Genomic DNA, 26875 nt, shown 5'->3' with positions numbered 1-26875 from the left:
GCCACTCCGCCAGCTCACCGAGGGCATGCCGATCGTGGTCGGCGGCGACCGGGTGGTGCGGGTCACCGCCGAGCTCGCCGCCGCCTTCGTCGAGGGTGACCGCCTGCTGACCGTGCCGGCCACCGGGGCGCTGCTGCATGTCCCCGCCTCGGTCGGGCAAGTCACCGAGAGGGCGGTCGACCGGGCCGCAACCGCGTTCGCCCGCATGGGTGCCGTCTCCGACGAGGCGGTGACCACCTTCTTCGAAACGTTCGCCGACCGCCTGGCCGACGACGCCACGTTTGCGCCGATCGCCGAGGCCAACGCCGCCGACGTAGCCGCCGCCAAAGCCAGGGGTCGCACCACCACCCGGTTGGTCCTCTCCGATGTGATGCGCGCCGACATGATCGACGGCCTGCGGACCTGGGCCAAGGCGCCCTCGGGCCGCGACGAGGTGGTCGACCGCGTGGACCATGACGGCTGGGCGGTCGAGCTGCGCCGGGCCGGCCTGGGCGTGGTCGGCTTTGTGTTCGAGGGCCGGCCCAACGTGTTCGCCGATGCCTGCGGCGTGATCCGCTCGGGCAACACGGTCGTGTTCCGCATCGGCTCGGATGCGCTGGGCTCGGCCGCGGCGATCGTCGCCCACGCCCTCGATCCCGCCCTGGCTGCGGCCGGCCTTCCCGAGGGGTCGGCTACCCTGGTGGCGGCGGCGGAACGCTCGGCGGGGTACGCGCTGTTCGCTGACCCGCGCCTGGCGCTGGCGGTTGCACGCGGGTCGGGCGCCGCGGTCGCCCAGCTGGGGGCGGTCGCCCAGGGCGCCGGGGTACCGGTCAGCCTGCACGGCACCGGCGGCGCTTGGATCGTCGCCGGCGACTCAGCCGACGTGGACCGCTTGGAGGCGTCGGTAACCGCCTCGCTTGACCGGAAGGTGTGCAACACCCTCAACACCGCGATGGTGGCCCGAAGCCGGGCCGCCGAGCAGGTGCCGGCGGTCCTCGCCGGCCTGGACGCAGCCGCCGCCGAACTGGGGACCAACCCCAAGTTGTGGGTGCACGACTCGGCCCGTGAGTTCGTCCCGGAGGAGCGCTGGGGCGACACGACGATCGCACGCGCCGACGGGCCGACGACCGAACCGGGAGCCGAGGCGCTCGGCGAGGCCGACCTGGGCCGGGAGTGGGAGTGGGAGGACTCCCCCGAGATTTCGCTGGCGATCGCCGACGACCTCACCCAAGCGATCCACTGGTTCAACGCCTATTCACCCCACTTTGTGGTGTCGATCGTCGCCGAGGACTCGGTCGAGGCCGAGGCCGCCTACCAGGGCTTCGATGCGCCGTTCGTCGGCAACGGCTTCACCCGCTGGGTCGACGGCCAATATGCGTTCGACCGCCCCGAGCTGGGCCTGTCCAACTGGGAACAGGGCCGACTGTTCGGACGCGGCGGCGTGCTCTCCGGCGATTCGGTGTTCACGCTGCGCGCCCGGGTTACCCAGAGCGACCCGTCGGTCCGCCGCTGAAGCGCCTCCACCCGCTGTTCGCCGCCCCCGGAGCTTTCCGTCGACAAGGCTGGGCGACCGCCACCTCCAGTTTTTCGTGGCGAGGCTCTCCGAGCGCGGGCTCCAGGCTTGCTCGACGGGCGAGGTCGAAGCCAAGGTGTCCCCATGTCCAATCCCATGAGCACACCGCCCGCCGAGTACGTCCAGGCCACGATCCCCGGCGCCACCGTCAAGGCGGGACCGCTGGGACTGAACGCTCGTCTGCACACGATCGTGATCACCAACTACCGCCTGCTTTTCGTCCGCAGTACCACGGCCGATTTCAGGCGCATCGCCGCCGAACTGAAACAACAGGCACGGGATGCCGGCAAGGGTCGAATCGGACAGTGGGGAGCGCAACAACGTGCCCAGCACGTGCTCGCCCAGGAGTGTGCTGCGATGGCTCCCGCGGACCTGTTGGCCAGGCACCCCAAGAACTTCGCCATCGACCGGGCCACCGTGACCAAGCTGAAGTTGAAGCGGGTCGAGAACTACGAGACCTCTGAAAATCGGCTGTCGATTAAGACCACCGGAAAGAACTACAAGTTGCTGCTCAACGGCATCTCGGTTGCGGACGCCCGCCAGACATTCCTGAATGCGGGGCTCAAGCAAGGGCTGCTCTGACCGAGTCGGCCTCCGGCCCGAGGTGGCTGCGTCGGTGGTGCTGATCGGGTCGGTTTCGGAATCGGTGGTGCAGCGGCCGAGGGCGCCAGGGCGACCCGGTCTCCGTCCCATTGGCTCCCGAGTAGGGTCGCAGCGTCACTCGGACCGGGGGTTGTCGACGATGAAAAACGCCATTTGGGGCATGTTGAACGAGACGGAGAAGGCGCTGCTTCGCGAGGTTGAGCCGAAGCGGCTCAACAAGCTGGACGAGGACGGGCTCGCCGAGCTGCACGACCGGATCCGACGCGCTCGGCGCAAGTACACCAAGCTCTACCGGCGCCGGGCCTCCGAACAGGTGGACAAGGACGCCTCCCGCAAGAAGGCGCACCAGCAGCATGCGCGGACGGTGACCAAGGCCGAGGCGTTCGAGGATGCGCTCGCCATCGTGTCCGACAAGCTCGCCAGGGCCGCCCGTGACAGCGCCGAGGAGCTCAAGCAGGAACGGCTGGAGGCGGCCCGGTCCTGGAAAAGTGGCTCGTCCGATCAGGGCAAGAAGGGCAAGAAGGGCAAGGCAAGGTGAGGGGGAAGAAGGGCAAGGGCGGCAAGCCGGCCCACCAGAACACCAAGGGCAAGGCCAAGACCCCGGTGTCCAGGAAGTCCGTGGCCTCGCAGCGCTCATCCAAGGGCCGCAAGCAGGCGGCCCGCGGCTGATCGACTACTCGCCCCAGGTTGGGTCCGCCGTGAACTCCACGCTGAGCCACATATCGTGGGGCAGTTGCTCCAACCGGGCGAGCAGGTTGTGGCGAACCGTGTCCTCGTCGCGCACCACGTAATCCTCGGGCACCACAAAGTCGACCTCGACGTACAGCTTCCGTCCAGCCTTGGCCAGGCGCAGGTGATGGTCCCCCAGCCCAAAGCGCCGCTTCACGTCATCGACCGCCGAGCGAACCGGTTGCTGAACCTGCTCGCCGGGGGCACCCTCGAGCAGCTCGACCAGGGTGGAGCGGACCATGCCAAACGGTGCCGGGACCAGCACCACGCACGCGGCGATGACCATCGCCGGGTCGATGTACCGTCCGGCCCCGGCCCAGGCGGTGCCGTTCAAGGCGATGACCGCTCCGAAGCCCACCACCATGCCCACGCTCAAGGCCGCACCCGCCATCCATTGCGTGGCCTCGGCTGACATCAGGTCGGAGTGCGCGGCGTGACGCCGGATCCACAGGTAGGCGACCACCGCTGCGGCCAACGAGATCAGCCCGTAGCCGACGCCGGAGGCACCGGTGACCTCGCTGCCCCCGTCGCGGATCGTCGCGACCGCATCGACCACCGCGTAGACGCACGTGGCGAACAGGGGGATGCCCTGAAACGCGATCACCATCGGGGTGAGCGCCTCGCGCCCCCAGGGGTAGCGGGCGGTCGGTCCGGCCTCCACGATCCGGGACGCCCACAGCGAAACCCAGGTCAGGCTGATCCCCACCAGCGCATACACGCCGTCGAAGAGGATCATCTGCGAACCGCCGACGATCCCCCAGCCGATCCCGAGGATGCACAACGCCACGCCGACCAACATCGAGACCCGCAACACCCGTTGTTCGGAGGCGGTCTCCGTCGACCGTGCGTTGCCCGCTGCCAGCGTGTCCACCATCGGAGGCAGCCTGACACGTCCAATGCGATCCGATGACGAAGTGATACCCCCTGGGGGTGTACATTGATACCCCATGGGGGTATGGTGACCCCATGGTCGCCATCGACACGCCGCCGCCGGGCTATTCGGACACCAAGGCCGACCACCTGCGACGGTTGCGACGCATCGAGGGCCAGGTGCGCGGCCTCCAGCGCATGATCGAGGACGACAAGTACTGCATCGACGTGCTGACACAGATCTCCGCCGCCAACCGGGCCCTTCAGTCGGTGGCGATGGGGCTGCTCGACGAACACCTGCACCACTGCGTGGTCCAGGCGGTCGAAGCCGGCGGCGACGAGGCCACCGCCAAGCTCGACGAAGCATCGGCTGCCATCGCCCGACTGATCCGCAGCTGACCACCCCCACAACCGTCCCCGTCGGACGCGTTTCCCCGAAAGGACCCGATATGACCAACCCAACCGTTTCCACCGGCAGCGACACCTCAGGCTCGACCACCGAGCTGACAGTGACCGGCATGTCGTGCACCAGCTGCGCCGCCAGGGTGGAGAGCGCGCTGAACGACCAGCCGGGCGTCACCGCAACGGTCGACCACGCGGCGTCCTCCGCCAGCGTCAGCCGGGGCCCCGACGCCCCCGACGTCGATGAGCTGATCACCGTCATCGAGGGTCTCGGATACGGCGCCAGCCCGGCCTAGTTCGCATCGGCGGCGACGAAGCCACCGCCCCTCTTCGACCTCTTCATCACAACCAGCTCTGACGAAAGGACCCGACATGACGGCCCCTACCGTTACTACCGACACCGGCGCCTCCCGCTCGGGCACCGATGCGCCCACCGAGCTGGCGGTCACCGGCATGTCGTGTGCCAGCTGCGCCGCCAGGGTCGAGAGCGCGCTGAACGACCGCGATGGCGTGACAGCAACGGTCAACTACGCCACGTCGTCCGCCTACATCAGCCGCGGCCCGGACGGTCCGGCGGTCGACGAGCTGATCGCCGTCGTCGAGGGGCTCGGTTACGGCGCCAACCCGGCCCCGGCGGCCGGCGACGACCTCGAAGCCGCAGCCGAGGCGCAGGACGCCGAGGCAGCCGCTCACGTCGCCGACCTGAAGCTGCGCTTCTGGGTCTCGGCGGCGCTCGCCTTGCCGGTCATGCTCATCTCGATGATTCCCGCCTGGCAGTTTCGCGGCTGGCAATGGGTCGTGTTCGCCCTGACCACACCGGTGGTGGTGTGGGGTGCGCTGCCCTTCCACCGGGCCACGATCATCAACCTCCGCCACCGGGCCACGACGATGGACACCCTGGTCTCGCTCGGGGTCATCGCCGCGTACGCCTGGTCGGTCTGGGCGCTGTTCTTCGGCGGGGCCGGCATGTTGGGCATGACGATGAACATGAGCTGGCTGCCGGCTGACGCCGGGGCCGGGCACCACGAGCTGTACTTCGAGGTGGCGGCCGTCGTGCCCACCTTCCTGCTCGGCGGACGATGGGCCGAGGCCCGCGCCAAGCGGCGCGCCGGATCGGCATTGCGCTCGCTGCTTCGCCTCGGCGCCCAGCATGCCAACGTGCTCACCGACGACGGCAGCGAAATGACCGTACCGGCGAGCGCCGTCAAGGTCGGCCAGAGCCTGATCGTCCGTCCCGGCGAGCGCATCCCGACCGACGGCGAGGTCACGGTCGGAACGAGCACGATCGACGCCAGCCTGCTCACCGGCGAGTCGGTGCCGGTCGAGGTGGTGGCCGGCGACCACGTCACGGGAGCGACGGTCAACATGTCCGGCCGCATCGAGATGATCGCCACCGAGGTGGGCTCGGACACCCAGCTGGCACGTATCGCCCGGCTGGTCAGCGAGGCTCAGGCCGGCAAGGCCGACGTGCAGCGCCTGGCCGATCGGGTGTCGGCGGTGTTCGTGCCGATCGTGCTCGCCATCGCGTCGGTGACGCTGATCGCCTGGCTGGCGCTCGGCCAGCCGGTGGACGCCGCCATCGCCGCAGCCGTGGCTGTCCTGGTGATCGCCTGTCCGTGCGCGCTCGGCCTGGCAACTCCCACCGCGCTTCTGGTCGGTACCGGTCGTGGCTCCCAGCTGGGGTTGCTGATCAGCGGCCCGCAGGTGCTCGAGGCTACCCGCAACATCGACACGATCGTGCTGGACAAGACCGGCACGATCACCGAGGGCAAGATGGCGCTTGCAGAGGTCGTTGCCGCCCCCGGAACCGACCGGGGCCGGCTGCTGGCCTTGGTTGGTGCGGCCGAGTCGGGCAGCGAGCACCCGATTGCCGCAGCCATCGCCGCCGGCGCCCGGGAGGAACTGGGCGAGCTGCCTGAGGTGAAATCGCTCACCAACCGCCCCGGGCTGGGCGTCGAGGCGGTCGTCAACGTCGCTGCCGATGCGATGATCGGTCGGGCCTCGACCGCCAACTCCGCACCCTCGGGCCCCGAACCGACCCGGGTGCTGGTAGGTCGGCCCAGCCTGCTCTCCGACGAGGCACTCGCGTGGCCCGACGGCCTACTCGATCAGGCAGAGACGCTCGGAGCGAAGGGCATCACCGTGGTGGCCGCCGGCTGGGACGGCCAGGTTCGGGGTCTGCTCTCGGTGGCCGACACGGTCCGCCCCGACAGCCAGCGAGCGATCGCTGCGCTGATCGACCATGACATCACCCCGTGGATGGTCACCGGTGACTCCAAGCAGGTGGCGCGTGCGGTTGCCCGACAGGTTGGCATCGCCCCGGAGCGGGTGATCGCCGGTGTCATGCCGGAGGACAAGGTTGACATCGTTGCCCGGCTCCAGGCCGAGGGTCAGCGGGTGGCGATGGTGGGCGACGGCGTCAACGACGCCGCTGCGCTGGCCACCGCCGAGCTGGGTATCGCCATGGGCTCCGGCGCCGACGTTGCAATGGAGGCCTCCGACCTGACGATCGTGTCGGGGGCCCTGATGGGGGCGGTCGATGCGATCCGCCTGTCGCGGTCGACCCTGTCCACGATCAAAGCCAACCTGTTTTGGGCCTTCGGCTACAACGTGGCGGCGATCCCGCTGGCTGCGGTCGGCCTGCTCACCCCGCTGATCGGCGGGCTGGCCATGGCCGCCTCGTCGGTGTTGGTCGTGTTGAACAGCCTGCGGCTGCGCCGCTTCCAGCCAACCCGCTAACCCGCGTCCGGGTTAGCCGTTCGAAGACTCCGCATCGTTGATGGCCGCCACCACATCGGCGGGCAGGCTCTCGGCAAAGGGGTCACCGGCCGGGTTCGGGGCGGCGACCGCCGCCATGCGGGTGATCACCAGGTCCTCCGACGGGACGACCACCACGACCTGGCCCCCCAGGCCCTCGGCGGCGAAGGTGTCCGGTGGCGCATCGGGGTAGTGGCCGGTCAGCTGCTTGCCCTCGCCTCCGGTGAACGCGCCGTCGGTCTGGAGCCACCACAGGTAGCCGTACGCCGGGTTGAGCTCGCCGGGGGTGGTGGCGGCCTGCACCCAGTCGGCGCTGACGAGCCGGTCATCACCCCAAACCCCACCTCGGTCGAACAACAACCCAAACCGGGCCAGGTCATCACAGGTGCTCTGCAAACCCATGAACGCAAGGGTGTTGCCGGCCTGGTCGGCGGTGAAGGAACTGTGGGCCATGCCCAGGGGTTTCAGGAGTCGTCCGGCGCCGAAATCGCCCATGCTCTGACCGGTGGCCTGAAACATGACGGCCGGCAGTGTCTGGATGGCGGCGTTGTTGTAGCGCCAGACCGTGCCCGGCGGCTCTGCCTGATCGAGGTCCAACGCGAACTGGGTGAGGTCGGTGGCCCTCATCATGTCGAGATAGTCGGACTTGAGGCTCCAGAACCGCCCCGAGTCATTTTGGATCAGGTTTCTGATCGTCACGTCGGCCGAGTCGGTTCCTTGCCACTCGGGGAGGAAGTCCGAAGCGGCTTGGCCCACGTCCAGGTCGCCGTCCTCGGCCGCCATGCCCACCAGCGTCGAGGTGAACGACTTGGTGACCGAGTAGGCCTCCTGAGGGGTCGACGCCGTGTAGTCGCCGAACGTGCGCTGGTACGCCATCTTTCCGTCGCGCACCACCGAGAGGCAGTAGGAACCGGTGGCCTCGGCACCCTCGGCGATTTGGTCGAGCGCCTCTTCGTTCAGCCCGGCCTCGCTCGGGGAGATCGTCTCCCACTCGCTGCCGGGAACAGCCGACGCGGTGTTTTTGGTTTCTTCAGTGTCGTTGCGTGTGGTGCTGGGAACGGGACGCTCGCCCGTCTCGGGGGAGGAGCAGGCTGCGATCACGGCGACCAAGAAGGACCCCCACAGCACGGCATACCTGGGGCTGGCGAAACGGCAACTGGTCATCGCCTGCACCGCTCACGCGTGCGCCGCGTTGGGAAGCGTCTGGCTTCGCACTGCTGACCCGGTAATCACGTCGAGTTCCCGAAGCTCGGCGGGAGCCTTAGGTGGCGTCCGCCGGGTGCTTGCGCTTGCCCGGGGTGAAGCTCACCGGCATCGACTTGATGCCCGAGATGAAGTTGCTGCGCAGTCGCTCGGGCTCGCCCACCACCTTGATGTCGGGCATGCGGGTGGCGATCTCGGTGTAGATGATGCGCAGCTCGGCCTTGGCCAGGTTGGCGCCCAGGCAGTAGTGGGCGCCGCCGCCGCCGAAGCCGACCTGCTCGTTGGCGTTGGACCGCTCGATGTCGAACGTGTCCGGATCGTCAAAGACGTTCTCGTCACGGTTCGCCGAGACGTGCCACATGACGACCTTGTCGTCGGCATCAAGCTCGACCCCGCCGATCTCGGTCGGGGCGGTGGTCTGGCGACGGAAGTGCAGCACCGGGGAGCCCCAGCGCACCATCTCCTCGATGGCGTTGGGCATCAGCTCGGGCAGGTTGCCCTTGAGCAGGTCCCACTGGCCGGGCGTGCTCGACAACCCATACATGCCATGGGTGGTGGCGTTACGGGTGGTCTCGTTGCCGGCGACCGACAGCAACAACATGAACATCTCGAACTCTTCTTCGCTGAGGTTGTCGCCATCGATCTCAGCGTTGATCAGCTTGGTGACGATGTCGTCCTTGGGATCGCTGCGCCGCTGGGCGCGCAACTGGTCGACGTAGAGGTACAGCTCGGCGGCGGCCTGGGTGGCCTCCTCCATGTCCTCGATCTCGCCGCTGTCGTTGTAGTCCGGGTCCTGCGCCCCGATCATCTTGTTGGTCCAGTCGAAGATCAGGCGACGGTCCTCTTGGGGGACACCCATGATCTCGGCGATCGCCTGCAGCGGCAGCTCCATCGCCAGGCCGCTGACGAAGTCGCACTCGCCCTTTTCGATCACGTTGTCGACGATCAGCTCGGCCCGGTACTGCAGGTATTGCTCCAACAGGCCGATCATGCGTGGTGTGAAGCCCTTGTTGATCAGGCGCCGATACCGGGTGTGCAGCGGGGGGTCGGTGTCGATCAGCAGCTTGCCCCGGCTGTCGAACCCTGACGGGGCCGGGTTCTCGAACATGAGCGAGCCGGCCTTCTGGGAGGAGAACAGCTCCGTGTCCCGATTGACCGTCTGCAGGTGCGGGTGCATGACGATGTTCCAGAAGCCGCCCTCGCGGACCTTCTCCTCGTGCCACGACACCGGAGCCTCTTCGCGCATTCGGCGGAACATCGCGTGATGGTCGCCGCGCACGAAGCGATCCAAGTCCAACACGTCGACGAAATCAGGCTGCACACGCTGGGTCACGATCGGATCCCCCGTCAAGGCTCGTAGCCACCTCGATGGCTGTTCGTTCGATGAAATGACAACGTAATAAGAACACGTTCTCGTTTTCGCACCCTAGGGCAGAACAACGCTCGGCGGCATAGCCGGACCGAAGTCGCCGGCGCTCGCCAGGCCAGATCGGGCGACCCGCCGAGCGGCTCGACGGTAGTTTCGGGCTGCGACAGGCGCCATCATCGCGACGGCGGCCAACCCAAGGGGAAACGATGACTGGATCCGAAAGCGGCGATGGCGCACCACCGGCCGACGAGTGGGTCGGTGATGCGGCGGTCGAGGGCCCATCGGCCGACCATCCGGTGCCCGACGGGTTTGAGGCGACATCGATCGCCATCCCGGACGAGCTCTTGGACGATCTGCGCCTGCGATTGGGGCACACCCGCTGGCCCGACGAACTCCCGGACGTCGGCTGGGACTACGGCACCGACATGTCGACGCTCCAGGCACTCTGTCGCACTTGGCGCGACACCTACGACTGGCGCCCGACCGAGGCCCGCCTCAACGCCTGGCCGCAGTACCGCACGACGATCGGCGGCACGCCTATCCACGTGATCGTCGCCCGTTCCCCCGAGCCCGACGCGATGCCGCTGTTGTTGACCCACGGCTGGCCCGGGTCGGTCACCGAGTTCCTCGACGTGATCGAGCCGCTGCGCGATCCGGTCGCCCACGGGGGCGATGCTGCCGACGCGTTTCACGTCGTCGTCCCCTCGCTGCCCGGCTTCGGGTTCTCCGGGCCCACGACCGGCCCCGGCTGGGACGTCAAGGCGGTGGCCGAGGCCTGGGCCGAGCTGATGTCCCGGCTCGGGTTCGACCGCTACCTGGCCCAGGGGGGCGACTGGGGCAGCTTCGTCTCCACCTGGCTGGGTCTCGTCGACCCCGAACACCTCGCCGGCATCCACCTCAACATGGCGGTCGGGTTTCCCGGCGACGGCGAGCTCACCGAGTCCGAGGGCGTCGACCTGGCCGAGATGGGCGAGTTTCTCGCCAACGGCTGCGCCTACCAGGAGATCCAAGGCAAGAACCCCCAAACACTGGCGTACGGCCTCGCCGACTCCCCCGCCGGCCTGGCCGGCTGGATTCTCGAGAAGTTCTGGGCCTGGACCGACCACGACGGCAACCTGTTCGACGCGGTCAGCGAGCAGGCGATCCTCGACAACCTCACCAGCTATTGGGTGACCGGCACGATCGGCAGCTCGACGCGCATCTACTTCGAAACGATGCGCACCGGCCGCTTCGCCACCCACGACGCCAAGGTGGAGGTGCCGACAGCGGTGGCGCAGTTTCCCGCCGAGATCACCCGGCCGCCCCGCTCCTGGGTGGAGGCGGGCTACAACCTGGTCCGCTATACCCGCTTCGACCGGGGCGGGCACTTCGCAGCGCTGGAAGAGCCGGATCTGCTGATCGGCGACCTCCGGGCGTTCGCCCGTACCCTCCGCTAACCCCCCCCCCCCCCCCCCCCCCCCCCCCCCCCCCCCCCCCCCCCCCCCCCCCCCCCCCCCCCCCCCCCCCCCCCCCCCCGGCGCGCCCGTCAGTGGATCGGCTGGTGGGCGCCCTCGTTGGCGGCGCGCAGGCGGCGGGCGGTGCTGACCAGCACCCGCCGGGCCAGGCCTGGCACCTCGTCGAGCAGCGTGGAGAACTCGCGGGTGCCGATCACCAACACCCGCATGGGCGTCGTGGCGGTCACCGTGGCCGAGCGGGGCCCGGCGTCGATCAGGGCGAGTTCGCCAACGTAGGATCCCGGGCCGACCGTGGCCAGCAACTGGCCGTCGCGCACCACCTCGGCGGTGCCCTCCTCGATGACGAAGGCCTCCTGACCGGCGTCGCCCTGCGACATCAGTACCCGGCCGGATTCCACCTGCAGTTCGTCGACGATGCGCGCAATGTCACGCAGTTCCTTGTTGGTGCAACCGCCGAACATCGGCAATGCACCCAGGCGTTCCAAGTAAGCATCCATCACGTCCCCCTCGTGCCGACGACGACAAACGCCGGTTTCAGGGTTCCACGGTAGGCGACGTGGCGGCGGCGCGACGCTCGGAGTTCCCCGGGGCCGCCTCCGGACGGTAGATTCATGACTGCTATGGCGACCTCCACCGAGACTCCCAGCGGGACCGAAACCAAGGCCAAGCGCCGGTTCCGTCCCTACCAGATCGCACTCGTCGTCGGCGGCGGCTTCGCCGCCCTCACCGCGGCCTCCTATGTCGCCGAGCAGTTGTGGGCGGAGCACTGGGCAGAGACCGCCTACGAAGAGCAGCCGATCTCTCGCCTGATGTTCGCCAACATCCCGGGCTGGTTGCGTTTGGCGTTCTACGTGATGGTGGTCGCCGCCATCCTGTACGGCGCCTTCAACTTCTCCAATCGGGTGCGCAACTGGGAGCGCGGCGCCCCCGACAACCGACGCACCACGCCGAAGAACTTCAAGAAGCGCCTGGAGAACATGCGCTCGGGCCTGTACATGCAGACCCTGCTGCGCGACCCGGCCGCCGGCGTGATGCACAGCTTCATCTACTTCGCATTCCTCGTGCTGTTGGCGATCACCACCATCGGTGAGATCAACCTGCAGCTGCCGGTGGCCCTGAAGTTTCTTCACGGCGACGTGTACCGCGCCTACGCCTTCATCGCTGATCTGGCCGGCGTGTTCTTCGTCGTCGGGCTCGTCTGGGCCATCGTTCGCCGCTACGTACAAAAGCCCTACCGCATCCGCATCAAGACCAAGGCCGACCACGCGATCGGCTTGGGCGTCCTGCTGGCCATCGGGGTCACCGGGTTCATCGCCGAGGGCTTCCGCATCGCCCTTGAGGGCATGCCCGAGGCCGACAACTGGGCCTTCATCGGCTGGCCGATGGCCAAGGCGATGGAAAACATGGGCGGGCTCGAGTGGTGGCACCGCAGCTTCTGGATCGTGCACATTCTGACGTTCGTCGCCTTCCTGATCGTTCTGCCGACCACGATGCTGCGCCACATGTTCACCTCGCCGATGAACATGTATCTCAAGGACCGGGACCGTCCCAAGGGCGCCATGAAGGCGATGCCCAACCTGATGGAGACCGAGCTGGAGACCTTCGGCGCTTCGGTTGTCGAGGACTTCACCTGGAAGCAGCTGCTCGACACCGACGCCTGCACCATGTGCGGCCGCTGCACCTCGGTGTGCCCGGCTTCGGGCACCGGCAAGCCCCTCGACCCTCGCGAGATCGTCCTGAAGACCGGTGAGGTCATGGCCGCCACCGGCGACCCGCAGGTCAGCCCGCCGATCGCTCTCGACGGCGAAATCACCATCGGCGCCAACAGCCTGTTCGAGCGCATCACCCCCGAAGAGGTGTGGGCCTGCACCTCCTGCAAGGCGTGCGACGAGATCTGCCCGGTCAACATCGAGATCCTCGACAAGATCCTCGACATGCGCCGCTACCTCACCCTGATGGAGTCCGACTTCCCGACCGAACTGGGCCAGGCGTTCCAGGGCATGGAGAACCAGGGGAACCCCTGGAAGATGAGCCAGAGCGATCGCGGCAAGTGGGCCGACAAGCTCGACGGCATCAACGTGCTCGAGGGCGGCGACCCGCTCGAGGCCGAGTACCTGTACTGGGTCGGCTGCGCAGGCAGCTTCGACGACAAGAACCAGAAGGTCACCCAGGCGGTGGCCAAGCTGCTCCAGCGCGCCGAGGTCAGCTTCGCCATCCTCGGCCCGTCCGAGAACTGCACCGGCGACCCGGCCCGCCGCGCCGGCAACGAGTACATCTTCCAGATGCTGGCCATGCAGAACATCGAGACGCTCGACTCGATGGGCGTGAAGAAGATCATTGCCCAGTGCCCGCACTGCTTTAACACGATCGCCAACGAGTACCCCCAGCTGGGCGGCCACTACGAGGTCATCCACCACACCGAGCTGCTCGAGCGCCTCATCGACGACGGCTCGATCGACACGACCGGCACCAACTTCGCCGAGAAGGTCGTCTACCACGACAGCTGCTACCTGGGCCGCCACAACGACATCTACATGTCGCCGCGCAACATCATCGCCTCCCTCGGGGGCGTCGAAGTGGTCGAGGCGCCCCGCAACGGCACCGAAGGCATGTGCTGTGGCGCCGGCGGTGCCCGCATGTGGATGGAGGAGCACACCGGCAAGCAGATCAACGTCGACCGCAGCCAGGAACTGCTCGCCACCGGCGCCACCCGCATCGCCACCGCCTGTCCGTTCTGCTACATCATGATCGACGACGGCGTGAAGGGTGAGGGTGTCGACGAGGACCAAGTGAAGGTGGGCGACATCGCACTGCACCTGCTCGAGGCACTCGAAGACGCCGAGACCCCGGTTGGCCTGCCGCTCAGCGCTGTGCAGGACTAGTCACAGCGTCGGCTGAGCGTCGCAACGACGGACTCCAGCCGCCGCAACATGACCCACCCGAGGTGCGAGTCCGGACCCGCTTCGCCACGACACGGCGGCGACGGCCTCTGACCGGTGCGACACTGGCTGCATGTCCCAGCGAGCCCCGTCCCAACTCAGCCCAACCGAGGTGCTGCGGTTGCGCTTGGCCGCCCAGTTGCTCGACGCAATCCGCCCTCGCTCGCCGGGCGAGGTCGTCACCTGGTTCGGGGCGATGCAGGCCCAGGACCTCAACAGCGGACATTGGTCGTTCGGCGCGCGTTGTGACGGCCTGACCGACGACGACATCCACGCAGCCACCGAAAACCGCGAGATCCTGCGCACCTGGCCCATGCGGGGGACGGTCCACTTCGTCCCGCCCGCCGACGCCCGCTGGATGCTCGAGGTGACCGGCGCTCGTGCGCTGCGCGGCGCTGCCCGCCGGCGCGAGTTCCTCGGCCTGAGCGAGACGACGGTCGACCGCGCGGCCGACGTGCTGGGGTCGGCGCTCGCCGGGGGTCGTCGCCTGACGCGGGCCGAATGCATCGCCGCACTGGTCGACGGCGGCGTTCCCGAAGCGGCCGATCACGGCTATCACTTCCTCTGGTACATCTCGCAGATCGGGGTGACCTGCATCGGCCCACAGGTGGGCAAGGAGCAGACCTTCGTGCTGCTCGACGAATGGGTGCCCAAGCCTCGACAGCTCGACCGCGACGAGGCGCTGGCTGAGCTGGCGGTGCGCTTCGTGCGCAGCCACGGCCCGGTCACGCGTCACGACCTGGCCCGTTGGACCGGGCTGACGATGACCGACGCCAAGGCCGGTTTGGCGGCCGCGTCGGACGTGCTCACCGAAGTGGACTGCGCCACATCCGACGGACCCACAGCGATGTGGGTCACCGACGACGCACTGGAGGCTGCGCTCGACGTCGACGGTCGACCCGGTCTCGACGACCCGGAGCCGGTCGTACTGTTGCCCGGCTTCGACGAGTACATGCTGGGTTACGGCGACCGCTCGGCCATGTTGGACCCGGCGTTCAACCAGCGCATCTGTCCCGGCAACAACGGCATGTTCAAGCCGACCATCGTCGGCGGCGGCACGGTGCTCGGCACCTGGAAGCGCACCGTGAAAACGTCGACGGTCGATATCGACCTCGATCCGTTTGCACCGCTCCCCTCTGCTGTGCGTGGCGGTATCGACGCCGCCGCCGAACGCTACGGGCAGTTCCACGGCCGCGACGCCCGGGTCTCACTCTCCACCGGCTGACCGCTCCGGCCTCACCTTCAACCAGCAAAATTCCCGCAACTCGGGAGCCGAGAGTGCCGCCAGAGCGCGCTTTGGGCTCCCCACTTCGGGCCCCTGCCGCAACTCGGGAGCCGAGAGTGCCGCCAGAGCGCGCTTTGGGCTCCCCACTTCGCCGGGGGTTGCCCGTGGCGGGGTGGCTTACGGGGCGGCGGTGGTGTCGCCGGGGTAGTTGGCGGCGTATCGCGAGCTGACCGCGCCCCGCTGTCCCTGATACTTCGAACCCAGGTCGGGGTGCCCATAGGGGCGCTCGGCCGAGCGGTCCAGGTGCTGGAACACCATCTGTGCCACCTTCATCCCCGGGCGCAACAGGATGGGAAGCGTGGCCACGTTGGACAGCTCCAAGACGATGACTCCCTCGAAACCGGGGTCGACGAAGCCGGCGGTGGCATGGACCTGCACGCCGAGGCGGCCCAGGCTGGACTTGCCGTTCACCACGCCCACGATGTTGTCGGGCAGCGCCAGGGTTTCCGAGGTGTGGCCGAGCGCAAACTCCCCCGGGTGCAAGACGAACTGCCCGCCGTCGGGCACCTCGACCGACTCCATGAGGGACTCGTCCACCGTGACCGGGTCGATGTGGGTCAGGCGGGTGTTGCGCATCACCCGGAACTGGTGACCGAGGCGCACATCGACCGACGCCGGTTGAACGTGCTGTGGCTCGTAGGGGTCGATCACGAGCACACCCGACTCGACAAGGGCGCGGATCGAGGCATCGGCGAGGATCACGGGAGAGCAACCTAGTGCCGTCGGGACCGCGTGCGAGCAACGGGTGGACCAACGACCACCCGCCGATGACGACGATCCGCCGATGACGCCGGCCAACGCTCGCAATGGGGTCGACCGCCGGGTTTCTCACGGGGTGCTGGTTGCCAAGCCCTGTAGCTTGAGCGAGGTCACCGTCGGGACGGTGGCTCACCGGCCGTGCGAGCGGGGCGGGCATCAAGATCGAGGGGGACACGGCGATGGGCAACAAGGTGAAGGGTGTGGTTGGTCGTCATCCGGTGTTGGCCGGCATGGGCATGCTCATCGTCGTATCCGCCGTGGTCGGCGGGATCGTCTGGAACTCAATGTTCGGCCTCGAACCAACAGTCGTCTACTTCGGCGTCCCCGACGCCCCCACCCTCACCGCCACCAACAACGAAACCATCTACCGACTCGACGCCTCCCGCTCCACCATCACCTACACCGTCACCGAAAAACTCGCCGGCACCACCCACACCGCCACCGGCACCACCCGAGGCATCGCCGGCGACATCGCCCTCAACACCACCAAACCAGCCGACTCCCGCATCGGCGACATCGTCATCAACGTCCAACAACTCACCTCCGACCAACAACTCCGCGACGAACGCCTCCGCCACGACTACCTCCAATCCAACGACTACCAAACCGCCACCTTCTCCCCACCACACTCGACGGACTCCCCACCAAAATCTCCGAAGACACCCCCCTACAAGTTCACGATCACCGGCGACCTCACCGTCAAAGAAACCACCAAACCCGCCACCCTGAAAGCCACCGGCACCCTCACCGGCAACGAACTCCACCTCAACGCCACCACCACCATCTCCCTCACCAACTACGGCATCGGCCCCATCAACATGGTCGGCTTCGCCCAAGCCGACGACAACGCCCGGCTCGACTTCAACCTGACCGCCATCGACACAGCCGACTTCACCGACACCAACCGCGTCGCCTCAGCAGCCACCACCAACACCAAACCCACCGGCACCAGCCCCTCATTCACCAACGCCGTCCAACCCATCCTCGAAAACAGTTGCGCCTCCTGCCACCAAACCGGCGAAGCAGGAGCCCCCTTCTGGGAACTCACCGACGCCTCCGACGCCACCCGCATCGCCGACGGCCTCGCCCTCATCACCAAATCCCGCTACATGCCCCCCTTCCTCGCCACCGACGCCGGCATCCCCCTCAAACACGACCCCCGCCTCACCAACAAACAAATCACCACCATCGAAGACTGGGCCAACGCCGGCGCCCCACTCGACACCCCCACAACCACCCCCATCAAGGTCACCAACGAGCCCGTGCTGCACCCCCGCGCCGATATGACGCTGACCGCAGCGGCGCCGTACGAGGGTTCCACCAACAAGACCAACGACTACCGCTGCTTGATCATGGATCCCGAACTCGACACGCCGGCGGTGGCCACCGGATATGAGTTCGTGCCCGACAAAAACGAGTTCGTCCACCACGCCCTCACCTACCGCATGACCGCCGACCAGCGCGAGGGCGTCGATCAGCGCGACGCCGATGATCCCGGCACCGGATACGAATGCTTCGGCGGCGTCGGCGCCGGCCCAGGCGGACTGAGCCCATCGGGTCGGGGGCGGGGCTCCGAGCTGGTGGCCGGATGGGCACCGGGCGCCAAGCCGGGGATCTATCCGGACGGAGCCGGGCTGAAGATGCAGCCGGGTGACTTCTTCGTCACTCAGGTCCACTACCACTACGTCCACGCCGCACCCCCCGACCAGAGCCAGTTGATCCTGCAGTTGGGTTCCGAGCCCACCGAGAACTACGCCGACGTGGCGGTCAGCCAATACCTGGCCCCAGCCGAGATCCCCTGCATGCCCGACGAAAAAGGCCCGCTCTGCGACCGGGCTGCGTCGATCCAGGCGCTTACCGACGAGTTCGGTCCGGCGGCGCCGGTGATCGCCAACGGGCTCAACGCCGTCTGCGGGTCCACCCCCGAGGAGACCGCGAACGTTGACGCGGAGGGCATCTCGACGAGCAGCTGCGAACACGGCGTGTCGTCCGTTGGCAAGCTGTTGTCGGTCAACGGCCACATGCACGAGCTGGGACGAACCTTCCGCATGACCCTCAACCCCGACACCCCCGGGGAGAAGGTCCTCCTCGACATCGACCGCTGGGACTTCAACTGGCAGTTCAGTTACGTGCCTGTCGAGGACATCGTGTTGACCAGTGACGACACGATCAAGGTTGAGTGCTCCTGGGACCGAAACCTGATCAACCCTCAGGCCGAACCCCGCTGGATCAGCTGGTCGGAGGGCACCGAGGACGAGATGTGCTTCTCGACCGTCGCCACGATCGAGCCCCGGGAGTGACCGCCGAGATCGATCCGACCTCGGCGGCAGGCTCAACCGCCACGGGTGACGCCGAGGGGCTGGAACAGACCGACCCGGCCGGCCGACCCAGCCGAACCGCCACCCGGTTGGGCCTGGCGCTGGCTGCCCTCGCTGTGACCGTCGCCGTCGGCGGGGCCTGGCTGGTGCTGGACGCTCGACCAACCGATCACCGCTACGTGATTCCGAACGGCAGCGCCGCCCGCATCGACAACGGTCAACTGATCGACATCATCCCCAACGAGCTGAACTTCAAAGCGGGCGACACCCTCACCGTCGTCAACCATGACAGCGCCGATCACTTCGTCAGCGTCACGCAGATCCCCGCCGGGGAGACGGTCACCTATACATTCCCAAGCCCAGGCGTTTTCGATGGCGCCTGCACCGTGCACCCCCGCGGGGCGGTCCGGATCGAAGTGACCTGAGCCGCCGTCGCACATGTCCAGCGTGCTCCTGCTCCCGATCAGCGGGAACCGATCGGTAGCCTTGGGCGCTCGTCGGGTCGGCCCGGCTGTGGACGTTTTCCGTCGAACGAAGTGAGCGCACCCTGATGGTTCACAAGGTGAAGGGTGTGGTTGGTCGTCATCCGGTGTTGGCCGGCATGGGCATGCTCATCGTCGTATCCGCCGTGGTCGGCGGGATCGTCTGGAACTCAATGTTCGGCCTCGAACCAACAGTCGTCTACTTCGGCGTCCCCGACGCCCCCACCCCTCACCGCCACCAACAACGAAACCATCTACCGACTCGACGCCTCCCGCTCCACCATCACCTACAACGTCACCGAAAACTCGCCGGCACCACCCACACCGCCACCGGCACCACCCGAGGCATCGCCGGCGACATCGCCCTCAACACCACCAAACCAGCCGACTCCCGCATCGGCGACATCGTCATCAACGTCCAACAACTCACCTCCGACCAACAACTCCGCGACGAACGCCTCCGCCACGACTACCTCCAATCCAACGACTACCAAACCGCCACCTTCTCCCCCACCACACTCGACGGACTCCCCACCAAAATCTCCGAAGACACCCCCTACAAGTTCACGATCACCGGCGACCTCACCGTCAAAGAAACCACCAAACCCGCCACCCTGAAAGCCACCGGCACCCTCACCGGCAACGAACTCCACCTCAACGCCACCACCACCATCTCCCTCACCAACTACGGCATCGGCCCCATCAACATGGTCGGCTTCGCCTAAGCCGACGACAACGCCCGGCTCGACTTCAACCTGACCGCCATCGACACAGCCGACTTCACCGACACCAACCGCGTCGCCTCAGCAGCCACCACCAACACCAAACCCACCGGCACCAGCCCCTCATTCACCAACGCCGTCCAACCCATCCTCGAAAACAGTTGCGCCTCCTGCCACCAAACCGGCGAAGCAGGCGCCCCCTTCTGGGAACTCACCGACGCCTCCGACGCCACCCGCATCGCCGACGGCCTCGCCCTCATCACCAAATCCCGCTACATGCCCCCTTCCTCGCCACCGACGCCGGCATCCCCCTCAAACACGACCCCCGCCTCACCAACAAACAAATCACCACCATCGAAGACTGGGCCAACGCCGGCGCCCCACTCGACACCCCCACAACCACCCCCATCAAGGCCACCAGTGAGCCCGCCAACAGGATCGACCCCGACGTCACCCTCCGGGCCGATGCCCCCTATCAAGGCTCGACCGAGCAGATCAACGACTATCGCTGCCTGGTGATGGACCCCGGGTTGAAGGAGGACGCAGCGCTGACCGGATACGAGTTCATCCCCGACACGAACGAGTTCGTCCACCATGCGCTGATCTTTCGTATGACGGCCGACCAGCGAGACACCATCAATGCCCGAGACGCGGCGGACCCCGGCACCGGATACGGATGCTTCGGAGGCGTCGGCGCCGAAGGGTCGATACCCAGCCCGACCGGCCGGGGCGGCGGCACCGACCTGGTGAGCGCCTGGGCGCCGGGGCAAAGCGGCGAGCGGTTCCCGGACGGGTCGGGCATGGCCCTGAACGCCGGTGACTTCTTCGTGATCCAGGTGCACTACCACTTCGTCCACGCGGCACCACCCGATCATTCCCAGCTCGCCCTCGAGTTCGGCGATGGTCCAGCCGAGGACTACGACAACATTGACGTCACCCAGTACCTGGCCCCCGCCGAGATCCCCTGCATGGCCGACGAAAAAGGCCCGCTTTGCGACCGGGACGCCATGATGGTCGATCTGGCCGAGCGGTACGGCGACTCGGGTCCGGCGATCGCCGACGGGTTGAACGCACTGTGCTCCACCACCCCGGAGATGAGCGCCAACGTCGACGAGGACGGCGTGTCAGTCTCGTGGTGCGACCACTGGGCGGTTGGCGAGGGCACGATCGTGTCGATATTCGGGCACATGCACGAGCTGGGGCGAACCTTCCGCATGACACTCAACCCCGACACGCCGACCGAGCAGATCCTGCTCGACATCGACCGCTGGGACTTCAACTGGCAGCTCAACTACACGCCCGCGAAGGCGACCGTGATCAAGCCCGGCGACCTCATCAGGGTCGAGTGCTCCTGGGACCGAAGCCTGATCAACCCCCAGGCCGAGCCCCGCTGGATCAGCTGGGCGGAGGGCACCGAGGATGAGATGTGTTACTCGGCCCTGACCACCCGCGAGGGGTCGACGAGTACGACGAGCCGCGTCGGTGCCGAGGACGACCCCGAGATCGAGCCCGGGCTGATCGAACCCGGCACCCTCGAGGCCGACCCGTCAGCCCCCGCCGGGGGCTGATCGGGAGGCCGCTCGTGTGGTCTAGCGCTGGCCGGAGCGGCTGCCGCCGCCCGAACGTGCCCGACCGCTTCGCCCGGCGCCGGCGGAACGCCCGCCCGGACCGGAGCGACCGCCGCCACCACCGCCACCGCTGCGCGGGTTGCGACGCTGGTTGTTGGACTGCTTCGGTTCGTGCACCGGCACCTGGGCGCGCACGGTCGGCACGAAGGCCGGCTCGCACTCGGCCTGGGGGAGCCCAACGTCGCGCTGCAGCTTCCGGAGGTCCTTGCGCTGATCGGGCTGCACGAGGGACACCACCTGGCCGTCGGCCCCGGCGCGGGCGGTGCGGCCCGAGCGGTGCACGTAGTCCTTGGGGTCGGGCGGCAGGTCGAAGTGCAACACGCACTGGACGCCGTCGACATGGATACCGCGGGCGGCGACGTCGGTGGCGACCAGAGCGGTCACCTTGCCGTCGGCGAAGGCCTCGAGCGCACGGGTGCGCTGTCCCTGCGAGCGGCCACCATGGATCGGGGCGGCCTTGATGCCCACCCGCTTGAGCTGCTTGGCCACCCGGTCGGCGCCGTGGCGGGTGCGACAGAACACGACGGTGGGGCCGGCGTCTTCGATCAGGTCGGCCGACAGGGCCAGCTTCTGAGGCCGATCAGCCTCGATGAAGCGGTGGCTGACGTTGGACAGGTCGGGCTCGGTCTCGCCGACCTGATGGCGCACCGGCTTGTGCTGGTAGCGGTCGATGAGCACCTTGACGTCGTTGTCGAGCGTCGCCGAGTACAGCTGGGTCTGGCGGCGCTTGGCGGTCATGTCGAGCAGCTTGCGCACGGTGGGCAGAAAGCCCATGTCGGCCATGCGGTCGGCCTCGTCGATCACCACCTGGTCGACGTCGCCCAGGCTGACGCAGCCCTGTTCGATCAGGTCGGTCAGGCGGCCGGGGCATGCGACGAGGATGTCGACGCCCCGCTGAAGCGCCGAGCGCTGCGGGTTCATACCGACGCCGCCGTACACGGCGAGCACATTGCGCCCGGTGGCAGTGGCCAAGGGCTCGAGCTCGCGGCGAATCTGCTCGGCCAGCTCGCGGGTGGGCGAAAGGATCAAGGCACGGGGGCGACGGCTGGTGCCACGGCCGACCTGGGCCACCAGCGGAAGGCCGAAGGCAAGCGTTTTGCCGGAGCCGGTTGGGGCACGGGCGAGGACGTCACGTCCGGCGAGCGCATCGGGAATTGCAGCGACCTGAATATCAAAGGGAGTGGAGATGCCGGCGCGCTCGAGCACGGCGGCGAGCTCGTCGGGCACGCCAAGCGCGCGGAACGAGGAAGTGGGGGTGTTCATTGCGGGGGACTTTCCTGTTGTGCCCAAACCCCGAGATGGGCACGAGCGAAGTTTCCCAACCTAACGCGCATCGGAACCCTGTCCGTCCCGGTGAGCCCGATGACACCTTGCTGGGCACGTCGACAGGAGGCGCCCCCCCCCCCCCCCCCCCCCCCCCCCACGCACCCCCCCCCCCCACAGGGCCGACCCCGGATCAGCGACGCGTTCGATCTCTACCTCGCCTGAGGGCGAACGTGCGGCGCTAGTTGCCCGGCACCTGGGCGGTGGCGGTCAGCGTACTCGACCGGGCACACGCCGGCGGGCAGCGACAACAGGTGGGCGGCGACATCACTGATCACTTCGGGGTCAAGCCCGCGTTCGGCGGCGCGGGCCTGCCAGCTACGGCGGTGCTCATCATCGAGGCCGTCGGCCAGGCCGGTGCGCACGAAACCCGGCGACACGGTGGTCACGGCGATCCCGTCGCCTTGGAGTTCCATGCGCAGCGCGTCGCCCAGCGCATGGACGGCAAACTTGGTGGAGGCGTACACCCCGCCGTCAACGCTGGCGACCCTGCGCCCCGACATCGACGAGATGTTGACGATGTTGGGATGGGCGCTGCGGCGCAGGTGCGGAACGGCGGCATGGGTAGTGGCCAACAGGCCGAGCACGTTCACCTCGTAGGCCGCTCGCCATACCTCCGGATCGGTGGCACTGGGCGATCCCAGGTCCATGCGCCCGGCATTGTTGATCAGGCCGTCCACGCCCCCGAGCTCATCAGCCAGCTCCTCGACTGCGACGGCCGCCGCACCGAGGTCGGCCACGTCGGCGCTGCGGTACGGCCCGCCGAGCTCCCCCGCCAGCCGCGCGAGCGGCTCCACCCGCCGGGCCAGTAGCCCGACGGCGGCGCCCGAGGCACTGAGCGAACGAGCGATCGCCTCCCCAATCCCCGATGAGGCACCGGTGATGATCACCCGACGACCGGTCAAGGCCGCAGTCCCGACGCTCGCCGCCACGATGTGGCTCGTCGGACCGTTCACCGGCATCGGGGAGTCTCCGGCGTCAGAGCGTTCTGATCCATCGAGGCAGGTTAGAGCCCGGACACGTGGATTTCTCCGAGTCGATGCGTACGTCGTCGGCGGAGCGGGTAGAACGTGAGAAGGCGGCGCTGACCGCCGACACGACGAACCCGAAAGGTGTACACGTGGCTGGATCGAGTGCTGAGCTTCACGAAGACCCCGACAAGCTGTCGGAGGCCACGGTCGATCGGCATCGGGCGATCGTCTCGCTGATGGAGGAACTCGAAGCGGTCGATTGGTATGACCAGCGGGTGGAGGCCACCAACGACGAGTCGCTCGCCGAGCTTCTCGCCCACAATCGCGACGAGGAAAAGGAGCACGCTGCGATGAACCTGGAGTGGCTGCGCCGCCGCGACGCTGGCTTCGACGAGCAGTTGCGAACGTACCTCTTCACCGACCGGCCGCTGCTGGCGGTCGAGGAGGCCAGCGATGGCGGCGACGCCGCCGACACCACACCCGACGCCCCATCGAGCCCCGCAGGTCTGTCGGGCCTCGGTATCGGTGGACTGAAAGGAACCGATTCACTGTGAACCGCCTGCACCGAGAGCTTGCCCCCATCTCCGCCGCCGCCTGGGCGGCGCTGGACGAGGAGGCCTCCGAGAACCTGAAAATCTTCCTGGCCGCCCGACGTCTGATGGATTTTTATGGCCCCACCGGGGCCACCTGCCTGCCGACCGGCCGCATCGAGCGGGTTGGCGGCGACGACGCCAGCGTGGCCCGCGTGGTCACCATGCCGATGTTCGAGCTCAACAGCCGCTTCACGATGGCCCGAGCAGAGATCGAGGCCCTCGAACGGGGCGCCGTCGACGTCGACTTCGATCCGTTGCGGGAGGCCGCCCGACACATCGCTGCGGCCGAGGACGGTCTGGTGTTCCAGGGCATCGACGGCGTGTCCACCGTCGGCATCGCCACCGCCACGCCGCACGAGGCGCTCGACATTTCGCCGGACTACACCCAGTACCCCAGCGTCGTCGCCAATGCGGTGGCGATCCTGCGGGACGCTGGCGTCGGCGGCCCCTACGGCCTGGCCCTCGGCCCACGCTGCTATCGGGGTGTCATGGAGACGACCGATCAGGGTGGCTTCGTGCTCGACCACCTGCGGAAGATCACTGGCGGTCCACTGGTGTGGGCGCCGACGGTCAACGGCGCGCTGGTCATCTCGATGCAGGGAGGCGACCACCACCTGGAGGCCTCCGAGGACCTCGCTCTGGGCTACCGCCATCACGATGGCGACAGCGTGGAGCTGTTTCTCACCGAGACGATCGGCTTCCGCCTCGACGGTGACGACGCTGCCGTCGTCCTTCGCCACCCTGACTAACCGTGAGGCCCTGAGCCTCCGACCGTGCGGCGGCTCAGGCCATCGGAGCAATCCAGCATCCGGCATCCGGCATCCGGCGCCCCACATCGATGGTTCACTCGACCTGTTGGTCGTAGACGAGCTCTGAACCCTCGATCCTGGCCTCGGCGAGGGGAGGATGGTCGATCAGCTTGCCGGTGTGCATGATGTGGCGCACCGGAACCCCCTCCACCAGGACCAAATGGTCGGACACCAGCCGACGGTGGCACTTCCACCACACCGACTCGCTGCACATGATCGCCGTCGGCCGTTCCGCTGCCAGTGCGAGCAGTTCCGTCAGAGCTGCAGCGAAATCGTCACCCTCCATGTAGTCGGCGTAGGAGCGAAAAGCCTGGTGTCGTAGCGCCACGTGAGGCGAGTCGTCCGTCGGCTTGCGCCGACCGCCCAGGCCCCGCAACCAGCGGTAGTCGATCCCGGCCTCGGGCACCCAACGCTCCATCTCCTCGCGGCCAAACTGCGGGTTGTGTCGGCTACCGGGAAAGGACCGGATGTCGACCAGCCGATCGACGCCCTGGTCGGACAGCAACGTCACCAGCTCATCGGCGCTCAGCGTGCCGTGGCCGATCGTGTACACAACCTCGGGTGATTGGGTGGGCGTGGCATCGGCTGGTCGAATGTCGGTCACTCTCCCCAGGTCCCCGGCGGACCCCCGTCACAAACACACCGTCGGCAACTCCACCACCGAGACGCTGGCCCGTCGCAGTGGCGCGTCGATCTCACTAGTCAGGGGTGGCGCTGCTGGTGCTGACCAGCGCTTGCAGCTGAACGGCCAGGTGATTCTGTCGCTCGGTCACCCGCGTTTGCAGCGGGCCGAGCGCGTCGAGCTGCCCCAGCGACCCTCGCCGAATCGCGTCGGTGTAGGCATCGAGGGCGCCGCGCAATTCGGCGAAGGCAAGCCCGGCCCGCTGGACGGCTTCGGTGATTGCCGGCGAATCCGGGTGGAGGTCGGCCGCGCTGTGCTCAATGTCGATGAAGTGGGCACGGGCTGTGGGCCAGACGGCTGCCACCCGGTCGAGGTCGGTGGCCTGCACGGCCTCGGCTGCTTGGCGCATCGCCCAGTTGCCGTCATCGATCAGTCGGTTCAGGTTGGCGTAGAGCCGGCTGGTCTTCTGCGCCTCGTCATCGGACGAGTCTCTGCCACTGCGCATCAGCGCAACGACGGTGCCGACGATTCCGAGGGCGAGGAGTACCAACAGCGCAATGGCCAGCGCGCCGAGCCCGTCATCGCTCTGGTCGGGGTCAGCTGCAGGGGCGTCGTTGAGCGGAGCCGACGTGGTCTGCGGATTGTTCGGGGTCGTCACGGCCGGCACGGTCACGTCGGGCAGCGAGACGTCGGGTGCACTCACATCGGGAATGCTGACATCGGCCGCCAGGCTCGACGCCGACTGAAGAGCACTGTCGACGGGACCATCTTCGCCACACGACGTCAGCGCCAGTGCGCCGACGACCGCCAGGACCACAATGGTGGCGGTGCGCACTGCACCGCTGGACAGGCCGCTCACCGTTGGTAGGGGGTGGTCGGGTTGGGGTCATCGGCGGGCTGGGACATGACGTCGGGCCGTTGGGACATGACGTCGGGCCGCTCACTGCGGTAGCTCTCCGCAGCGTCGCTGTAGGCGTCCAGGCGTTCCTGTCGCACTCGGTTGGCGTCGAGGCGATGCATCTGACCGCCGAGCCAGGTCAGCCCCATATGGATGACGATGGCGACGATCCCGTAGATCAGCATTGCAAACAAGAACGAGGTGTCGAAGACCGCCGGGACCGCCTGCCTGCTGGTTCCGAGCTGAATCGGTTCGAAGATGCCGCGGAAAGGGTTCATCGCCCGGTCGGCGCTCCGGTAGATCCAGGTCACGAAGTCACTCGTCGGGTTGGCCCCGAGCAGGCGCAGGATGAAAGCAAGCCCGAGTATCACTTCGACGACGATCAGGTAGGCGTAGGTGAGGTAGCCCAGTACCCGCACCACGATAATGGGAGCCCGAACCAGAGCGTCGTGGTCCCTCCCATTTTGCCCCGTGCTCCGCCCCGTCCCCGGCCCTGGATTGTCGTTCACCTCGATGACCCTAGCGGTGGGCAACCGGCTTCTCGCGCCCCGACCGGCGTTCCGTCTGACAACATGTGGCGTTCACAC

The 26875-nt window shown here is 67.7% G+C and carries 22 protein-coding genes and 2 pseudogenes; 14 read left to right on the top strand and 10 right to left on the bottom strand.

What is annotated here, in order from left to right; translation table 11 throughout:
• Positions 1-25: 25 nt before the first annotated feature.
• The 3 genes from IPN02_10400 (at position 26) to IPN02_10390 (ending at position 2693) form a co-directional block, all read left to right on the top strand.
• Positions 26-1492, top strand: coding sequence for an aldehyde dehydrogenase family protein (locus IPN02_10400; protein ID MBK9297218.1), 1467 nt, complete (start codon positions 26-28; stop codon positions 1490-1492).
• A 144-nt stretch (positions 1493-1636) separates the two neighbouring features.
• Positions 1637-2134, top strand: coding sequence for a hypothetical protein (locus IPN02_10395; protein ID MBK9297217.1), 498 nt, complete (start codon positions 1637-1639; stop codon positions 2132-2134).
• 160 nt (positions 2135-2294) lie between these two features.
• The gene (locus tag IPN02_10390; protein MBK9297216.1) at positions 2295-2693 is read left to right on the top strand and encodes a hypothetical protein; all 399 of its coding nucleotides are present in this window, start codon (positions 2295-2297) and stop codon (positions 2691-2693) included.
• 135 nt (positions 2694-2828) lie between these two features.
• Here IPN02_10390 and IPN02_10385 read toward each other — a convergent pair whose 3' ends face one another.
• A complete protein-coding gene (locus IPN02_10385) occupies positions 2829-3758 on the bottom strand; it encodes a cation transporter (protein MBK9297215.1) in 930 nt (309 codons plus the stop codon).
• Between the two features lie 92 nt (positions 3759-3850).
• On the opposite strand from IPN02_10385, the gene IPN02_10380 reads away from it, so the two are divergent.
• From IPN02_10380 to IPN02_10370, 3 genes are all read left to right on the top strand, one after another.
• Positions 3851-4153, top strand: a complete 303-nt coding sequence (locus IPN02_10380) for a metal-sensitive transcriptional regulator (protein ID MBK9297214.1) — start codon at positions 3851-3853, stop codon at positions 4151-4153.
• Between the two features lie 50 nt (positions 4154-4203).
• Positions 4204-4452 carry a cation transporter gene (locus IPN02_10375; protein ID MBK9297213.1) on the top strand — a complete coding sequence of 83 codons (249 nt, stop codon included), beginning with the start codon at positions 4204-4206 and terminating at the stop codon, positions 4450-4452.
• A 76-nt stretch (positions 4453-4528) separates the two neighbouring features.
• On the top strand, positions 4529-6895 hold the full coding sequence (locus IPN02_10370; GenBank protein MBK9297212.1) for a copper-translocating P-type ATPase: 2367 nt from the start codon (positions 4529-4531) through the stop codon (positions 6893-6895).
• 12 nt (positions 6896-6907) lie between these two features.
• Here the strand turns inward: IPN02_10370 and IPN02_10365 are convergent, their stop codons facing one another.
• Together IPN02_10365 and IPN02_10360 are read right to left on the bottom strand one after the other, a co-directional pair.
• Positions 6908-8077, bottom strand: coding sequence for a serine hydrolase (locus IPN02_10365; protein MBK9297211.1), 1170 nt, complete (start codon positions 8075-8077; stop codon positions 6908-6910).
• Positions 8078-8174: 97 nt separating this feature from the next.
• Positions 8175-9449 carry a cytochrome P450 gene (locus IPN02_10360; GenBank protein MBK9297210.1) on the bottom strand — a complete coding sequence of 425 codons (1275 nt, stop codon included), beginning with the start codon at positions 9447-9449 and terminating at the stop codon, positions 8175-8177.
• 242 nt (positions 9450-9691) lie between these two features.
• Between IPN02_10360 and IPN02_10355 the strand changes: the two genes are divergently transcribed.
• Positions 9692-10921, top strand: a complete 1230-nt coding sequence (locus IPN02_10355; protein ID MBK9297209.1) for an epoxide hydrolase — start codon at positions 9692-9694, stop codon at positions 10919-10921.
• Between the two features lie 89 nt (positions 10922-11010).
• Here the strand turns inward: IPN02_10355 and IPN02_10350 are convergent, their stop codons facing one another.
• Positions 11011-11436, bottom strand: a complete 426-nt coding sequence (locus IPN02_10350; GenBank protein ID MBK9297208.1) for a cyclic nucleotide-binding domain-containing protein — start codon at positions 11434-11436, stop codon at positions 11011-11013.
• Between the two features lie 123 nt (positions 11437-11559).
• Here IPN02_10350 and IPN02_10345 point away from each other — a divergent pair, with 123 nt between their 5' ends.
• Together IPN02_10345 and IPN02_10340 are read left to right on the top strand one after the other, a co-directional pair.
• The gene (locus tag IPN02_10345; protein ID MBK9297207.1) at positions 11560-13821 is read left to right on the top strand and encodes a 4Fe-4S dicluster domain-containing protein; all 2262 of its coding nucleotides are present in this window, start codon (positions 11560-11562) and stop codon (positions 13819-13821) included.
• A gap of 130 nt (positions 13822-13951) precedes the next feature.
• Positions 13952-15103, top strand: coding sequence for an AlkZ family DNA glycosylase (locus tag IPN02_10340; GenBank protein ID MBK9297206.1), 1152 nt, complete (start codon positions 13952-13954; stop codon positions 15101-15103).
• A gap of 177 nt (positions 15104-15280) precedes the next feature.
• Here IPN02_10340 and IPN02_10335 read toward each other — a convergent pair whose 3' ends face one another.
• On the bottom strand, positions 15281-15865 hold the full coding sequence (locus tag IPN02_10335; GenBank protein ID MBK9297205.1) for a dCTP deaminase: 585 nt from the start codon (positions 15863-15865) through the stop codon (positions 15281-15283).
• A 236-nt stretch (positions 15866-16101) separates the two neighbouring features.
• Between IPN02_10335 and IPN02_10330 the strand changes: the two genes are divergently transcribed.
• From IPN02_10330 to IPN02_10320, 3 genes and pseudogenes are all read left to right on the top strand, one after another.
• A complete protein-coding gene (locus IPN02_10330) occupies positions 16102-18222 on the top strand; it encodes a YceI family protein (GenBank protein MBK9297204.1) in 2121 nt (706 codons plus the stop codon).
• Positions 18219-18665, top strand: a complete 447-nt coding sequence (locus IPN02_10325; protein ID MBK9297203.1) for a hypothetical protein — start codon at positions 18219-18221, stop codon at positions 18663-18665. Before IPN02_10330 ends, IPN02_10325 begins: the two co-directional genes overlap by 4 nt.
• Before the next feature lie 125 nt (positions 18666-18790).
• Positions 18791-21012 (top strand): annotated as a pseudogene (locus IPN02_10320) (YceI family protein).
• A 120-nt stretch (positions 21013-21132) separates the two neighbouring features.
• Here IPN02_10320 and IPN02_10315 read toward each other — a convergent pair.
• Both IPN02_10315 and IPN02_10310 read right to left on the bottom strand, forming a co-directional pair.
• Positions 21133-22299: pseudogene (locus IPN02_10315) on the bottom strand (DEAD/DEAH box helicase).
• A 248-nt stretch (positions 22300-22547) separates the two neighbouring features.
• A complete protein-coding gene (locus IPN02_10310; protein MBK9297202.1) occupies positions 22548-23351 on the bottom strand; it encodes an SDR family oxidoreductase in 804 nt (267 codons plus the stop codon).
• A 164-nt stretch (positions 23352-23515) separates the two neighbouring features.
• Here IPN02_10310 and IPN02_10305 point away from each other — a divergent pair, with 164 nt between their 5' ends.
• Together IPN02_10305 and IPN02_10300 are read left to right on the top strand one after the other, a co-directional pair.
• On the top strand, positions 23516-23920 hold the full coding sequence (locus IPN02_10305) for a ferritin (protein MBK9297201.1): 405 nt from the start codon (positions 23516-23518) through the stop codon (positions 23918-23920).
• Positions 23917-24708 (top strand): bacteriocin family protein, encoded by a 792-nt coding sequence (locus IPN02_10300; protein MBK9297200.1) that lies wholly within the window; start codon positions 23917-23919, stop codon positions 24706-24708. The genes IPN02_10305 and IPN02_10300 overlap by 4 nt, the downstream gene beginning before the upstream one ends.
• Positions 24709-24802: 94 nt before the next feature.
• Here IPN02_10300 and IPN02_10295 read toward each other — a convergent pair whose 3' ends face one another.
• From IPN02_10295 to IPN02_10285, 3 genes are all read right to left on the bottom strand, one after another.
• A complete protein-coding gene (locus IPN02_10295; protein ID MBK9297199.1) occupies positions 24803-25363 on the bottom strand; it encodes a DUF488 domain-containing protein in 561 nt (186 codons plus the stop codon).
• Between the two features lie 103 nt (positions 25364-25466).
• Complete coding sequence (locus IPN02_10290; protein MBK9297198.1) at positions 25467-26249, bottom strand: hypothetical protein; 783 nt, start codon at positions 26247-26249, stop codon at positions 25467-25469.
• Positions 26246-26707, bottom strand: a complete 462-nt coding sequence (locus IPN02_10285; GenBank protein MBK9297197.1) for a YggT family protein — start codon at positions 26705-26707, stop codon at positions 26246-26248. Before IPN02_10285 ends, IPN02_10290 begins: the two co-directional genes overlap by 4 nt.
• Positions 26708-26875 lie beyond the last annotated feature (168 nt).

The sequence above is a fragment of the Candidatus Microthrix subdominans genome (assembly GCA_016719385.1).
Taxonomy (GTDB): Bacteria; Actinomycetota; Acidimicrobiia; order Acidimicrobiales; family Microtrichaceae; genus Microthrix; species Microthrix subdominans.
Note: the sequence above shows the minus strand (reverse complement) of the source record. Positions and strands in the feature narration are given on the sequence as shown.

Bases quoted from the DNA above. Each gene is read 5' to 3' on its own strand.
- IPN02_10400 (MBK9297218.1), top strand. From the start codon at position 26: ATGCCGATCGTGGTCGGCGGCGACCGGGTGGTGCGGGTCACCGCCGAG.
- IPN02_10395 (MBK9297217.1), top strand. From the start codon at position 1,637: ATGTCCAATCCCATGAGCACACCGCCCGCCGAGTACGTCCAGGCCACG.
- IPN02_10390 (MBK9297216.1), top strand. From the start codon at position 2,295: ATGAAAAACGCCATTTGGGGCATGTTGAACGAGACGGAGAAGGCGCTG.
- IPN02_10385 (MBK9297215.1), bottom strand. From the start codon at position 3,758: ATGGTGGACACGCTGGCAGCGGGCAACGCACGGTCGACGGAGACCGCC.
- IPN02_10380 (MBK9297214.1), top strand. From the start codon at position 3,851: ATGGTCGCCATCGACACGCCGCCGCCGGGCTATTCGGACACCAAGGCC.
- IPN02_10375 (MBK9297213.1), top strand. From the start codon at position 4,204: ATGACCAACCCAACCGTTTCCACCGGCAGCGACACCTCAGGCTCGACC.
- IPN02_10370 (MBK9297212.1), top strand. From the start codon at position 4,529: ATGACGGCCCCTACCGTTACTACCGACACCGGCGCCTCCCGCTCGGGC.
- IPN02_10365 (MBK9297211.1), bottom strand. From the start codon at position 8,077: ATGACCAGTTGCCGTTTCGCCAGCCCCAGGTATGCCGTGCTGTGGGGG.
- IPN02_10355 (MBK9297209.1), top strand. From the start codon at position 9,692: ATGACTGGATCCGAAAGCGGCGATGGCGCACCACCGGCCGACGAGTGG.
- IPN02_10350 (MBK9297208.1), bottom strand. From the start codon at position 11,436: ATGGATGCTTACTTGGAACGCCTGGGTGCATTGCCGATGTTCGGCGGT.
- IPN02_10345 (MBK9297207.1), top strand. From the start codon at position 11,560: ATGGCGACCTCCACCGAGACTCCCAGCGGGACCGAAACCAAGGCCAAG.
- IPN02_10340 (MBK9297206.1), top strand. From the start codon at position 13,952: ATGTCCCAGCGAGCCCCGTCCCAACTCAGCCCAACCGAGGTGCTGCGG.
- IPN02_10330 (MBK9297204.1), top strand. From the start codon at position 16,102: ATGGGCAACAAGGTGAAGGGTGTGGTTGGTCGTCATCCGGTGTTGGCC.